The organism is Gordonia sp. 34D, assembly GCF_056682775.1.
On the sequence record NZ_CM155293.1, the window covers coordinates 1,737,501 to 1,750,697 of the forward strand.

At 62.6% G+C, this 13,197-nt stretch carries 12 protein-coding genes and 1 rRNA gene (1 of these 13 cut by a window edge); 2 read left to right on the forward strand and 11 right to left on the reverse strand.

The features are described from left to right. Positions 1-6: ribosomal RNA gene (locus AC1L34_RS08040) — 16S ribosomal RNA — on the reverse strand; it reaches 1,515 nt to the left of the window's first position. A gap of 618 nt (positions 7-624) precedes the next feature. Between AC1L34_RS08040 and mftM the strand changes: the two genes are divergently transcribed. Then, entirely contained in the window at positions 625-1,344 is a 720-nt protein-coding gene (mftM, locus tag AC1L34_RS08045; RefSeq protein WP_424322050.1) for a mycofactocin oligosaccharide methyltransferase MftM, read from the forward strand. A 111-nt stretch (positions 1,345-1,455) separates the two neighbouring features. Here the strand turns inward: mftM and AC1L34_RS08050 are convergent, their stop codons facing one another. The 7 genes from AC1L34_RS08050 to murA form a co-directional block, all read right to left on the reverse strand. Beyond that, positions 1,456-2,100 carry a MadR family response regulator transcription factor gene (locus AC1L34_RS08050; RefSeq protein WP_480035260.1) on the reverse strand — a complete coding sequence of 215 codons (645 nt, stop codon included), beginning with the start codon at positions 2,098-2,100 and terminating at the stop codon, positions 1,456-1,458. After that, positions 2,097-3,434 (reverse strand): MadS family sensor histidine kinase, encoded by a 1,338-nt coding sequence (locus tag AC1L34_RS08055; RefSeq protein WP_424296271.1) that lies wholly within the window; start codon positions 3,432-3,434, stop codon positions 2,097-2,099. Before AC1L34_RS08055 ends, AC1L34_RS08050 begins: the two co-directional genes overlap by 4 nt. 2 nt (positions 3,435-3,436) lie before the next feature. Then, positions 3,437-4,603, reverse strand: coding sequence for an iron-containing alcohol dehydrogenase (locus tag AC1L34_RS08060; RefSeq protein WP_424296273.1), 1,167 nt, complete (start codon positions 4,601-4,603; stop codon positions 3,437-3,439). A gap of 40 nt (positions 4,604-4,643) precedes the next feature. After that, complete coding sequence (gene madC / locus AC1L34_RS08065; protein WP_480035261.1) at positions 4,644-6,182, reverse strand: MadC family VWA domain-containing protein; 1,539 nt, start codon at positions 6,180-6,182, stop codon at positions 4,644-4,646. A gap of 6 nt (positions 6,183-6,188) precedes the next feature. Then, positions 6,189-7,250 carry a MadB family AAA-type ATPase gene (locus AC1L34_RS08070; RefSeq protein ID WP_424323333.1) on the reverse strand — a complete coding sequence of 354 codons (1,062 nt, stop codon included), beginning with the start codon at positions 7,248-7,250 and terminating at the stop codon, positions 6,189-6,191. Between the two features lie 59 nt (positions 7,251-7,309). After that, entirely contained in the window at positions 7,310-8,581 is a 1,272-nt protein-coding gene (gene mdo / locus AC1L34_RS08075) for an NDMA-dependent methanol dehydrogenase (RefSeq protein WP_424322053.1), read from the reverse strand. 280 nt (positions 8,582-8,861) lie between these two features. Further along, on the reverse strand, positions 8,862-10,124 hold the full coding sequence (murA, locus tag AC1L34_RS08080) for a UDP-N-acetylglucosamine 1-carboxyvinyltransferase (RefSeq protein ID WP_424296257.1): 1,263 nt from the start codon (positions 10,122-10,124) through the stop codon (positions 8,862-8,864). A 38-nt stretch (positions 10,125-10,162) separates the two neighbouring features. Between murA and AC1L34_RS08085 the strand changes: the two genes are divergently transcribed. Then, complete coding sequence (locus tag AC1L34_RS08085; RefSeq protein WP_424296259.1) at positions 10,163-10,759, forward strand: cob(I)yrinic acid a,c-diamide adenosyltransferase; 597 nt, start codon at positions 10,163-10,165, stop codon at positions 10,757-10,759. Positions 10,760-10,781: 22 nt separating this feature from the next. Here AC1L34_RS08085 and AC1L34_RS08090 read toward each other — a convergent pair whose 3' ends face one another. The 3 genes from AC1L34_RS08090 to atpD all read right to left on the reverse strand — a co-directional run bounded on the left by AC1L34_RS08090 (position 10,782) and on the right by atpD (position 13,197). Then, positions 10,782-11,228, reverse strand: a complete 447-nt coding sequence (locus AC1L34_RS08090; protein ID WP_480035262.1) for a DUF2550 domain-containing protein — start codon at positions 11,226-11,228, stop codon at positions 10,782-10,784. 133 nt (positions 11,229-11,361) lie between these two features. Then, complete coding sequence (locus AC1L34_RS08095) at positions 11,362-11,739, reverse strand: F0F1 ATP synthase subunit epsilon (protein ID WP_424323360.1); 378 nt, start codon at positions 11,737-11,739, stop codon at positions 11,362-11,364. A 9-nt stretch (positions 11,740-11,748) separates the two neighbouring features. Beyond that, on the reverse strand, positions 11,749-13,197 hold the full coding sequence (gene atpD, locus AC1L34_RS08100; RefSeq protein WP_424322721.1) for a F0F1 ATP synthase subunit beta: 1,449 nt from the start codon (positions 13,195-13,197) through the stop codon (positions 11,749-11,751).

Below are 13,197 nucleotides of genomic sequence, written 5' to 3' on the forward strand. Positions count from 1 at the left end.
CAACAAAAAATGCAGAAACAAAAGTTTCAACACAAAAGCCAGAAAAATAGAACCTGACCAAATCCAAAAAACTGACATGGTAAAAATCTAAAAACTCATCAACAACCAACCACCCACAAAAGGTAGCCAGTCACAATTTGTCCAAAAGAAATCCCCACGCCACAAAAAATACATCTTATGTGGCATAAGAAAATCCAAAACACACTATCGAGTTCTCAAAGAACACACACCCACCAGCACCAACCCAGCAACAAAACCAGGCCGAACTCCAGCAAGCATCTGAAATTATTTGTTGACCACCCCGTCTCCGAGGCGACCTTTCCAGCCTACCAGACCGGATTACCCTCCGCAACTCGCACCGTTCCGAACCTCCGAAGAAGAAACAAGAACGCGCTCAAGCGCAGGATTGCTACTCTATCCGACACCCACCAGCCGGTGCAAACCCGCTAGCCTCGAAGGAATTTCGCTGGCCGGAACGACTCGCTCCGACCTGGAATAAGTTACGCACGCCGGAACAGAAGGTCAAATCGAGGTCCCCTCACCCCCACTGACCTGTCCTTTTGGTCAGGCCGGCCAGCCGTTAGGTCAGTTACCGATGGCTCCGGTCGCCCATAACGTCTAACTATGAGCACCGCATCGACGCTGACACGCCCCCTCTCTACCGCTGAACTGAGCGATTCCCGGGTGGTTTCCGAACTGACTTCGATGGTCGAACAAGGAATCATCGTCGGCCAAGAGGAGTTCGAGTCCGCGTTCGTGGACATCGTGACGGCTGCCGGCCCCGACCGAATGCAGTCGTGGCGGCACTTCTATGCGAACTCGATTCGTGAACTACGAGCCGGCACCTCCGCGTTCAGTCCCATTCATCACCGGGCACGGAGCCTTCTCACCGGAACCAGTGTGCTGGAAGTTGGGTGTTGTTTCGGACTTTTTGCCCTGCAATGTGCACAGGATGGCTACCAGGTGACCGCCTCAGATATCTGCCCCGGAGCGCTCGATCACCTCGATGACGCATCGTCGTACCTGGGATTGCCAGTAGAGACGGCCCTCGGCGACGTCCGACAGCTTCCGTTTGCCACCAATAGTTTCGACACTGTGACGCTTCTCCACCTTCTGGAACACCTCGATAACGCAGACGTCGAAGCGGCAATCGTCGAATCTTGCCGGGTCGCGTCGAAGCGGGTGATCATCGCGGTTCCCTTCGAGGACCAGATCAGCCCCCACTTCGGGCACCTCGAACTGCTTCGCGAATCGGACCTTCACCGCTGGTCAGCGTTCGCGGGCGACCACTGCAGCCGGGTTTTCGCTGATCACGGCGGCTGGCTCGTCATCGACGTCGCCTGATTCCCCCTTTTCTGTCACATTCGACGCCCAACTATTCGCCAGACCATCACCGATCGGTTCGATCGGTGATGGTCTGGTCGAATCGTGACAGAAAAGGGAGATTCGACGCCGTCAGATGAGGCCGCGTTTACTTGCTACATAGACGGCATCGGTTCGTTTGGTGACGCCAAGCTTGCGGATCACGTTGCGGATGTGGAACTTGACAGTGGACTCGGAGATGAACAATCCACGGCCAATTTCGGCATTGGATTTGCCGTCTGCCAGGAGCTTTAGGACTTGGCGCTCGCGGTCGGTGAGTTCGGCGGTGCCGTCATGCTCGCCTGAAACCGCGCGCAACACGATGGCCGCACTCCGCGGATCGAAGGCACTTCCTCCGGTGGAGACTGTCCGGATCGCGCGGATGAGCTCGGTTGTGTCAACGTCCTTGACCACGTAGCCCTTGGCGCCGGCACGAACCGCACGCACCACCAAGTCGTCGTCGAGGAAGGTCGTAAGAACCAGCGCGGCCACCTTCGGATGCTGGCGCGTCATCTCCCGAATCAACCGGAGGCCTTCGTACTCGGTGCCAGCCGTCAACTTCAGATCGACAACCACAACATCGGGGCCGACGAGGGCCACCTCGGCGAGCGCAGCCTCGAAAGTCCCCGCCTCCCCCACGACGACGACTTCCTCGTCCCTATCCAGAAGCGAGCGGAGTCCTTCACGGAGCAGGGCGTGGTCGTCAACCAGTACCATGCGTATCGGTCGTTGAGTCATGAGATCCCTCTTTCCCCGACGGATAGCGGCAACGACGCCGCGATGCGCACTCCCCCAAGCCGTGACCGGCGGATTCGGAAACTTCCACCCAGCTCTTCGGCACGCGAGCGCATGTTCATGAGACCGCGGTGGCGGGCGGCAACGGAGTCACCTTCAGCGGCGGCGCGCAACGTGACACGAAGGAGTTCGGGGTCACCAACCCCGTCGTCATCGACCCACAACCTCACTTGGTCGTCGGCATACGCGACGGTGACGATCACCTTGGTGGCCTGAGCGTGGACTGCGGCGTTAAAGAGCGACTCGCCCGCAATACGCAGGACCGCATGTTCAATATCGCCGGGGAGTTCCCGGGGCCGCCCGCGGACCGTCACGACACTTACCGCAGTTGCGGGAAGGTGCAACGCACACAACTCGTCAAGCGTCTCGGTGATACTCGGCGCCGGGGTCGGAGCGTCGGCGCGGGTCCGGGTATCTGAGAGTGCGAAGATGGCAGATCGCAACTGCCCCATGGCATCTCGGGTAAGCCGGACTGCTTTATCGAGGTGTTCGAGCCCACCCTCGGCGACATCAGCACGACACAGTTCCATCTGCAGTCCAGCGGAAAGTACCGACTGTCCCACCGAGTCGTGCAATTCACGAGCGATCCGCGCGCGCTCACCACCGAGCAGAGCGGTGCGCTGCGCGGCCGACAGTTCACGCTGCATCGCGAGCAACTCTTCGTTTCGTTCTGCAAGCTCCTCCGCACGGTGGTTTGCCTCCGAGAACAACGCGGAGTTCACCAGAGCGACGGTGGCCTGGCCCGCGAGGATTCGCAGCACCATCAGATCTGCCGGATCCACATCCCGACCGGGTGCCGTCCACGCCGAGAGTCCACCAACCACGCGACCGTCCAACTCCACCGGCACATGCAGATGATGGTCGGCCACGATCGGACCATGCAAGACGTCTTCTTCGCCGCGAAGAATGTCGTTCAGCCGATTCAGCACCGGATCTGGCAGATCGACGGGAGGCGTCGCGACACTGACCCCCTCGAACGCCATGATCCGACCGTCACCGCTGGCGATGAGGTGCCGCGGACTGGTGTCACCGAGTTGGCCGTCGGCGAGAGCGAACAGCACCCACTCCGCATCGAGGTGATCTCGCACCGTTTCGACCACAGCCACGACCAACGCCTCCGGTCCTTCAACAGTCTGGACCAGCGCCTTTGAGATTCCTTCCAATGCGGTCATCACCCGGCCCAGACGGACGGCAGTACCCCGGAACTCCGCGTAATGACTGCCTTTGACGGTACGCAGACCGACGAGGCTGGCCAGGTCCGGCGTCTGCCCGGTCATGGCTACAGGGCCTCCCGGTAGAGGCCGTGAATCGCTGATTCTTCCGGTCGACGGGGGTTGGTAATCATGCACGAGTCCGCGAGAGCGTAGGTGGTTAACAGGTCGAGGTGGGAGTCGCGTACCCCGAGCGGGGACAGCGTTTCGGGCATACCGACACGTCGCCCGAGGCGTGTGACCCGATCGGCCAAGCGGTCGGCCACCAGCTGCGGGCTGCCCGACGTGTCGATGCCGACTGCCTCGGCTAGGCGGACAAAGTCACCGCCGGCAACGACCGCGTTATAGCGGATGACGTGGGGTAACAGGACTGAATTGATAGTGCCGTGGGGTGCATCGCAGTAGCCGCCGACCGGATGGCTCATGGCATGTGCCGCCCCCAGGATGGCGTTGGTGAACGCCATGCCAGCACGCAACGATGCCAAAGCCATCGCTTCGCCCGCAGCACGGTCGTGCGGATCATTCACAAGCCGCTCAAGATTGGTCCAGACACCGATCAGTGATTCCAGCGCGAGAGAATCGGTGAGGCTCCCATGCGCGAGTGACACGTACGCCTCGACACAATGCGTCAGCGTGTCCATCCCCGCTTGCGCCGTAACCTCCGAGGGCGCGGTGGTCAGCAGCGTCGGATCAATGACGGTGACATTGGGGACCAACGTGCGGCCGATGATCGTGATCTTGGTGCGCCGTTCCGGATCGTTAATGATGCAGAACTGCGAGACGTCGGCACCGCTGCCCGCCGTCGTCGGAATCGCTACCAGAGGCGGCAACGGTCGGGTCGCACGATCGATGCCCTCGTACTCCACAATCAGGCCCCCATTGGATGCCAGCACCGCGATGCCTTTCGCGGCGTCGATCACTGACCCGCCACCCAACGCGATCAACCCATCGGCTCCGTGCGCCCGGTAGGCGGTAAACCCGTCGGTGACTTCCCCCGCTCGAGGGTTGGGCGATACATCTAGGTACGACGCTGCCGCCAACCCCTGTTTTCGAAGGTCGGCGAGCAACATGGAGAACCAAGGTGTGGCCTCGACATGGCGGTCGGAGACGACCAGTGGCCGTTCGACACCGAGGCCCGTCACCGCGATTGCCGCTTCGGGAAGCGAACCCGGTCCGACGACAATTTCCGGTGTGTGGAACTTGGCGATCCGGGAAGCGTTTCGGTTTTCATTCACCGGACGACCACCTCCTGTACGTCTAGCGACGCTACCGCGATCAACGCAGCGCTGCGCCCAGTTCGTCGCAGCGAGCCAAGATCTCCGCACCGTCTCGCGCACTCACCACACCGTCGCAGTACTCGGCGTAATCGGCGAGGGCACAACCGGTTTGGCTCCAGTAACGGCTGGGTTCAGGAGTAAGCCAAGCCACCCGATTCGACCGTCGGGCCAGTTCTGCGAACTTCTCGACGAGCGGATCGAATGCGTTGCTCCGGGCGTCTCCGACAATCAGCACATTGGTCTTCTTGGTCACCAGATCGCCGTAACGCTCGAGCATGGCTGTCCACATTCGTCCATAGTCACTGGTCGCCGCCAGGTCGAGGCCCTCGGTCGCCAGAACGGCCGCGAGGGCACCTTCGGCGTTGGAGGTGCGGAGCGCCGAGGTCACCAACACCGGCTGGTCGACGAACGCGACCACTTCGCAACGATCACCGAACCGATGGAGCGTTTGCGCCAATCTGAGAATGAAGCCGGCCACCGGTCGGACCGAGATCGAAACATCGACCATAACGAGAGTGCGCACCGGCCCGGGGACCGCCCGTCGGCGCCACAGCGCGACGGGCACGCCGTCGGTGGCTACCGCCGCCCGCATCGTTTGTCGAATATCCAAGCGGCCCTTGTCTGTCTCCCTCGGAACTCGGCGCGGGGCCCCACGCATCCGCTGCACCAGGCGATGACAAGCGCGGTCGATGTCGGCCTGATCGCGGTGCGTCGGAGCCCGACCGTCGTGTGCACCAACGACATGCTGTTCGATGATCTCCGCGGCAGCTAACCGCTCCGACAGCGCGTCGACGAAACGAGCCAGCGCCTGTTCCAACTCGCGCATCTGATGTTCGTCGAGCCCTTCGGCGCCATCGGCACCGTACGCAGCGCGTGCATCCGTTGAGTCCAGAGCTGCGAGGAGGGCTGCGGCGTCCGCCAATCGCAGGGCCGTTCCCTCCACGCGGGCAGTGGCGCCAACGAGTTCACCGACCTGCGCGGTATCAGCATGGTCGACTTCGACGGTATAGGTGACTCCGCCGGAGACGACCGACTCGTCGGTGCCGACTTCGAGTTGTTCCGAACCAGACGAGACAGAGAAGTCGTCGTTCTCTCGGTGTGCACTTTCCGCATGTCGTTCACGCGCATCAGGGTCGTCGACCATGAGCTCGCCGATCTCGAACGAATGCTCATCCGCACCGATCATTCGGCCAACTCCGCTGAACTCGTCATCCCATTCGACGTCGAGTGGCAGTTCGCCATATAAGCCGCGCGTCAATGGCCCCCCGGACGATGCCTCGTCCGGGTCGGCACCTTCGAAAAAGATCGCGTACGCGGCGTCGAAGGCCTGTTGTTCGTAGGTGTACTTCACGCTGACCGACCGCAGCGCGGTCTTGAGGGTTCTGGGGTTGCCGCCACCGACGAGCGCCAAGGTGCGTCGAATCTCGATCACCTCGGCGGGCGACACTGCGAGCCCGAAGGCCCGCAGCGCCCGCCCGAATTGGACAGCTAAACCGTCCAAGACGTCGCGTCGGGTGAACGCGGCTGCGCTCATCATGGTCGATCAGTTCCGCTGCGCCGCATGCTGGGCCGCGCTCCGGGCACGACCGGCACCGAAGGAGCTGGCGGTGGGCGAACCCGTCGGCAGGGTCCCGTCAATCGAGACGCGTTCGGCGGGTTCAACGGGGGCCGCGAGCACCCGTCGTACGTGATCGAGGTCGGTTCCGAACTTCACCAGCATCGACAACAGCGGGGAGTCTGGACCGTCAATGTCGATGCCCGACTCGGTAAGGATCGACGCGGCGCGGGCCGCATCGATGACTTCAGCGATCGACGGACTCTTCCGCAGGGGCAGATCACGAAGTCGTCGTGCCAGCCCAACAACCTCCTCCACGACCGACTCCTCGACGCCCGGGGCTCGTACGGCGACGATCTGCTGCTCACGCTGCGCGGTCGGATAGGAAACTTGGAAGTGCAGGCAGCGTCGTTTCAACGCTGGCGACAGTTCACGAGTGTCGTTGGAGGTCAAGATGACCCACGGCGCCGATCGCGCGGTGAAGGTCCCGAGTTCAGGCACTGTCACCTGTCGTTCGGCGAGGACTTCCAACATCACCGCCTCCATCGACTCATCGGTCCGGTCGATCTCGTCGACAAGCAAAACGGTCGGCGTTGGCGACAGGATGGCAGCGAGGAGCGGTCGTGCCACGAGAAAATCTTCGGTGTAGACGCCCACATCGGTGCGGGCCAGTGCCGCCGACGCCGCCGACAGACTGTCGTGCGTGGCCAGTTCCTCACTGATCCGGTCCCGCAGCATTTGCACGTGAAGGAGCTGTCGGGCGTAGTCCCATTCGTACAGGGACCGGGCGTCGTCGAGCCCTTCGTAGCACTGGAGTCGAATCAATTCCCGCCCAGATGCGGCGGCGAGCGCCTTGGCCAGTTCGGTTTTGCCGACACCCGCCGGCCCCTCCAGAAGTAGTGGCCGGTCGAGCAGGGTGGCCAGATGGACCACCACTGCCAGATCCGGATCGATCAGATAGTCCTGCCCGGAGAGGGCATCGGCGAGATCGCTTGCGGTCTCGAAACTAAGTGTCTCGGGGCTGTGCTGGATGGTATCTGCGTCACTCATGTTCTTACCTGACATTCCGGAGGGGTCGGGGGCTGCGGGTCGTGGAAAGGGCCGGCCGGCTAGTACGAACCCGTGAGGGCGTGGCGGACCATCGGGAGCATCGATTGGACGGTGCATTCGCGCGGGTTGCCCGGGGTGCACCAGTCGCCCATCATGTGCTCGGCGATCGCGACAGCCGTCTCCTCCGACGTGTCGACGCCGTTGCCGCGGTCGGCGTACTTGCCGGTGCCCATGCGGTTCTTTTCGTAGCTCGTGGTGGTCAGCGAACCGAAGTTTTCGGGGATACCGAGATCCTTCGACAGTCGGATGGCCTCTTCGACGGCGGCGTCGGCAGCCTGCACCGTCGTCATGCGGCTCGTGTCGACACCCATCAGGCGTGCGATCTCGGCGAACCGCTCGTAGCGAGCCGGCAGGTTGTACTCCCACACGCGCGGCAGAGCGATCGCGTTGTTGAGTCCGTGATGGCTGTCGTAGAAGGCGCTGAAAGCATGCGAGAACGAGTGAATCAAGCCCAGCCCACCGGAGTTGAAGGCCTGCGCCGCGATGTACTGCGCGTGCATCATGCCGGTGCGGGCTTCCAGGTTGTGGGGTTCGTAGACGGCGGTCCGCAGGTGCTGCGCGGTCAACTCGATCGAGTACTTCGCATTGCCGAGGGACGGCGCAAAGTCCAGTCGCGAGACGTACGGCTCACTGGCGTGTGCCAGCACGTCAAAACCGCAGTAGGCGGTGAAGTGCTCGGGGCACGAGTAGTACAGCAACGGGTCGTCCATCGCGAGGTCGACCAAGCAGGTGTCGTCGAACGCCACCCACTTGTGTGGGTCGCTCATGTCGGAGGTGTCCGTGACGACGTACGCCCATGACGTTTCCGAGCCGGTGCCCGCGGTGGTCGAGACCGCGATGTGCTTCGGGTTCTCTTTGTTGGTCGCTTTGGAGAAGCCTTCGAACTCGTTGATGTTGCGGCCGTCGTGCGCGATCACCATGCGGGCGCCCTTGGCGGCGTCGTGGCTAGAGCCACCGCCGACGGAGATGATGCCGTCGCACTTTTCGGACTGATACCGAGCTGCGGCATCCATGACGTTGTAGTCCTTCGGGTTCGACTCCACGTCGTCGAACAGGACGACGTCGACGCCCTGGTATTCGATCTTGCCGGTCAGTTCCTCGATGATCCCCGAGCCGCGAAGGCCGGTGGTCATCAGCAGGACTCGGGTCATGCCGAGTTCTTTTGCTTCAACGCCAAGCATGTCGTGCGCTCCGACGCCCAGCTTGGCCTTCGGGAACGGGTGAAACTCCTTGATCGGGAAGTCCCAAATCTGATTCATCTCGATGGCCATGAGCCGGCTCCTTCGGTGAGGGTGGTGTCCGGCGCACCTCGCACCGAACTGTCCTCACCAGCGTGTCGCCCGTCACATGCTGCCGACAAGGCCTCCTGACCCTGCGCGAGTTGGATAGGACCGAGGGGTGAGTGACCCCACCTGTCCGAAAGGATAGGTTCGCCGCGCGAGCGTCTTCCCGCATCCCCGTTTGCGTTCTCGCATGATGCGTCGATTCCCGCACTATGTCTGACATAGTGCGGGAATCGACGCATCATGCGAGAACGCTAGGAGGGGCGGGCTAGGCCGGGGCGGAGGCCCGTTCGATTTTGCCGCCGAGTGCGGTCAGCTGCTCTTCGAAGTTCGGGTAGCCGCGGTCGATGTGCTCGACGTCGTGGACCTCGGTGACACCGTCGGCGACCAGTCCGGCCAGGACCAAACCCACGCCAGCGCGGATGTCCGACGACCACACCGGTGCGCTCGATAGGCGAGTCACGCCGCGGATCACCGCGTGGTGGCCATCGGTGCGCGCATCGGCGCCCAGCCGCACCATTTCTTCGACGAAGCGAAACCGCGCCTCGAAAACGTTCTCGGTAATCATCGACATGCCCTCGGACACCGTCGCTAAACCAATCGCCATCGGCTGCAGGTCAGTGGGGTATCCCGGATACGGCAGGGTCGCCGTGTTCACCGCGATCGGCTGTCCCTCTTGCACCACCCGGAAACCGTCATCGAACCGCTCCACCTGCGCACCGGCGTCTTCGAGCTTCTTCAACACCAGGCGCAAGTGATCCGGGTCGACGCCACGGACGCGGATGTCGCCTCGGGTCATGGCTGCGGCAACTCCCCACGTCCCCGCCACAATGCGATCACCGACGACGTGATGTCGTGTCGGCGTCAACTTGTCGACACCGGTAACAGTCAACGTCGGCGAACCTGCGCCGTCGATCAATGCACCCATCTGGATGAGCATCTCGCACAGATCGACAATTTCCGGTTCGCGGGCCGCGTTGTCGATCGTGGTGACACCGTCGGCCAAGACCGCAGCCATCAGAATGTTTTCCGTCGCGCCGACAGACGGGAATTCCAGGCTGATTGCCGCCCCGGTCAGCTTTTCTGCCTCGGCGACGACACACCCGTGCTCAATGGTGCTGCGGGCACCGAGTGCGCGGAGCCCGGCCTGGTGCATATCGAGGGGACGCGAACCGATGGCGTCGCCGCCCGGCAGCGCGACCACCGCGCGCAGCCGGCGGGCCATCAATGGGCCCAGAACGCACACGGAGGCACGGAATTGCTTCACTGCATCAAAGTCTGCGTGGTACTCCGGTTCGGCTGGCACGTCGATCGTCACCACGTCGCCTTCGATCGCGACCTTCGCCCCGAGGCCACGCAAGACGTCGCCCATTAGGGGGACGTCCGCAATCTCGGGCGCATTCGTTAAAACGGTACGACCTTCCGCCAATAGCGCGGCCGCCATCAGCTTCAACACACTGTTCTTGGCCCCACCGACGGTCACCTCGCCTTGCAGACGAGCCCCACCAGTAACCAAATACCGATCACTCACGGACACAGCCTAGCCGCCAGTCGCGTAGGTTGACTGACATGGCAGTCCATCTCACTCGTATTTACACCCGAACCGGCGATGACGGGACCACAGGTCTTTCCGATTTTTCGCGCGTTCCCAAGACCGACACAAGGGTCGGCGCCTACGCCGACTGTGATGAGGCGAATGCAGCCATCGGCGCCGCCCTGGTGCTTGGCGGCGACGTGCCAGCCGACATTGCTGAAGTATTGAAGATCGTTCAGAACGACCTCTTTGACGCCGGTGCCGACCTTGCCACCCCGATCACCGAGAACCCGAAGTACCCGCCACTGCGTATTCAGACCAGCTACATCGACAACTTGGAAGCGTGGTGCGATCGGTTCGGCGAGGAGCTCACTCCGCTCGACTCGTTTATCCTCCCCGGCGGCACTCCCCTGGCGATCTTGCTTCATCAGGCGCGGACGGTGACCCGTCGTGCCGAGCGCGCGGCGTGGGCAGCCATTGAAGCCAACCCCGACGACACCGAGATTGCACCAGCCAAGTACCTGAACCGCCTGTCGGATCTGCTCTTCATCCTCGGCCGCGTCGTCAATGTCCGCGCAGGCGTCGAGGATGTGAAGTGGGTTCCGGGTGCCAACCGCACCCGCCCCGAATAGCCATTGTCCGTCAGAGATTGATTTAGGCCGCCGGCCGACGTCGTGCACGACGCGGCTGGCGGGCCTCGATCCACGACTGGAACGCCGTGGACACTTCGAGACCCATCGCTAATTCGTATCGGTCGCTGGTGCTCGTGCGGCCAACAGCGATCTCCACGATCCGGAAGTCCGGATCCATGATCTCCAGTTCGGTACCGACCGGGCTTCGACGGCCTAACACCTCAATGCGTCGACGAGAGATCTTGATGGTGGGACCTGGGCGCGAGGACCGCAGGCGATAGTAGGCCAGCGAGTCTTCCCCGTAGTGCACTGATCCGTGACGCCAACCGTGTTCGGCGTCGGCCGGAATCGTACGCATCAGCACTGGAGTTCCGGCGCTCCGCACTTCTAAGACGCGATAGACGACGCCCGCAGCAATGAGCAGCGCGCCAATCACGACGATGACGACGATCCAAATCCAGAATGGCAAACCGAAACCTCCTCTCATGCAGGTATACACCAGGTTAGCTGGCCCGATGCTGTGAGACCTCGCGGACGACGACAGCCGCCCTGCATTGCAGGACGGCTGTCGTCGTCAATCTCACAAACTTACTTTGCTGGTGTTAGCTCAACGCTTCCACGGCGCGTACCCGAGACTTAGCGTCCAGGTACTTGTGGCTGCCCGGTTCGGCCGATTCCAGGATGGCGCGCTCAGCGGCGACGTCAATCTCAGAAACGAACTGGGCGGCCTCGGCAAGCACGGTGATCGACTCACCGGTCACCGAGAGAAAGCCACCTTGCACTGCGAATGCGGTGCGCTCACCGCCGGCTTCGGTCACCACGACGGCACCGCCGGGCGCGAGTTCTGCCAGCATCGGTGCGTGGCTTGCCAGGATACCCAGCTCACCAACCGTTGTCTGAGCCACGAGGAAGGTCGCTTCGCCGGAGTACAACTCCGAGTCAGGCGAGACCACCTCGAGGCGGAAAGTTTTGTCAGCCATGAGTAGCGACTACTTTCCGAGGATCTTCTTGGCTGCGGCCTCGACGTCGTCGAGTCCACCGCAGCTGTTGAAGGCCTGCTCCGGGTAGTGATCGAACTCGCCCTTGCAGACGCGGTCGAAGGCGTCGATGGTGTCCGCGAGGGGCACAACCGAACCAACCTGGCCGGTGAACTTCTCGGCAACGAGGAAGTTCTGGCCGAGGAACTTCTGGATACGACGGGCGCGGCCGACGGTAACCTTGTCCTCTTCCGAGAGCTCGTCCATACCGAGGATGGCGATGATGTCCTGCAGTTCCTTGTACTTCTGCAGGATGCGCTTCACCTCGTTGGCGACGCGGAAGTGCTCCTCGCCGACAATCGATGCTTCCAGGATGCGCGAGGTCGAGGTCAGCGGATCCACGGCCGGGTAGATACCCAGCTGCGAGATCGGGCGCGAAAGCTCGGTGGTCGCATCCAAGTGGGCGAAGGTGGTCGCCGGTGCCGGGTCGGTGTAGTCGTCGGCGGGGACGTAGATCGCCTGCAGTGAGGTGATCGACCGGCCCTTGGTCGACGTGATGCGCTCCTGGAGCTCACCCATCTCGTCGGCCAGCGTCGGCTGGTAACCCACGGCCGAAGGCATACGACCCAGAAGGGTCGAGACCTCGGAGCCGGCCTGCGTGAAGCGGAAGATGTTGTCGATGAAGAGCAACACGTCCTGGTGCTGAACGTCGCGGAAGTACTCGGCCATGGTGAGGGCCGAGAGAGCGACGCGCATACGCGTGCCTGGGGGCTCATCCATCTGGCCGAAGACCAGGGCGGTGTCCTGAAGGACGCCCATCTCTTCCATTTCCAGGTGGAGGTCGGTGCCCTCACGGGTACGCTCACCGACGCCTGCGAACACCGAGGTGCCCGAGAACTCGCGAGCGATACGGGTGATCATTTCCTGGATCAGAACGGTCTTGCCGACACCGGCACCACCGAACAGACCAATCTTGCCGCCCTTGACGTACGGGGTCAGCAGGTCGATGACCTTAATACCGGTCTCGAGGATCTCGGTCTTACCTTCGAGCTGGTCGAAGGCCGGAGGCTTGCGGTGGATACCCCACTGCTCGCCATCGCGACCGGTGCCCGGTGCATCCAGGCAGTCGCCCAGCGCGTTGAAGACGTGGCCCTTGACGACGTCGCCGACGGGAACCGAAATCGGCTTGCCGGTGTCGACGACGGCGGCACCGCGGACAAGGCCGTCGGTGGGCTGCATCGAAACCGTGCGGACGACGTTGTCGCCGAGGTGCTGTGCAACCTCAAGCGTCAGGGTCTTCGCGACGGCCGGGAGAGTGATCTCCGCGTGCAGGGCGTTGAACAGGGTGGGCACGGCGCCGCGGGGGAACTCGACGTCGACGACGGGGCCGATCACCCGGGCGACACGACCGGCGGTCGCCGTGGCGGCACCCGCGTTCGTATCAGTGACTGCTGCAGTCAT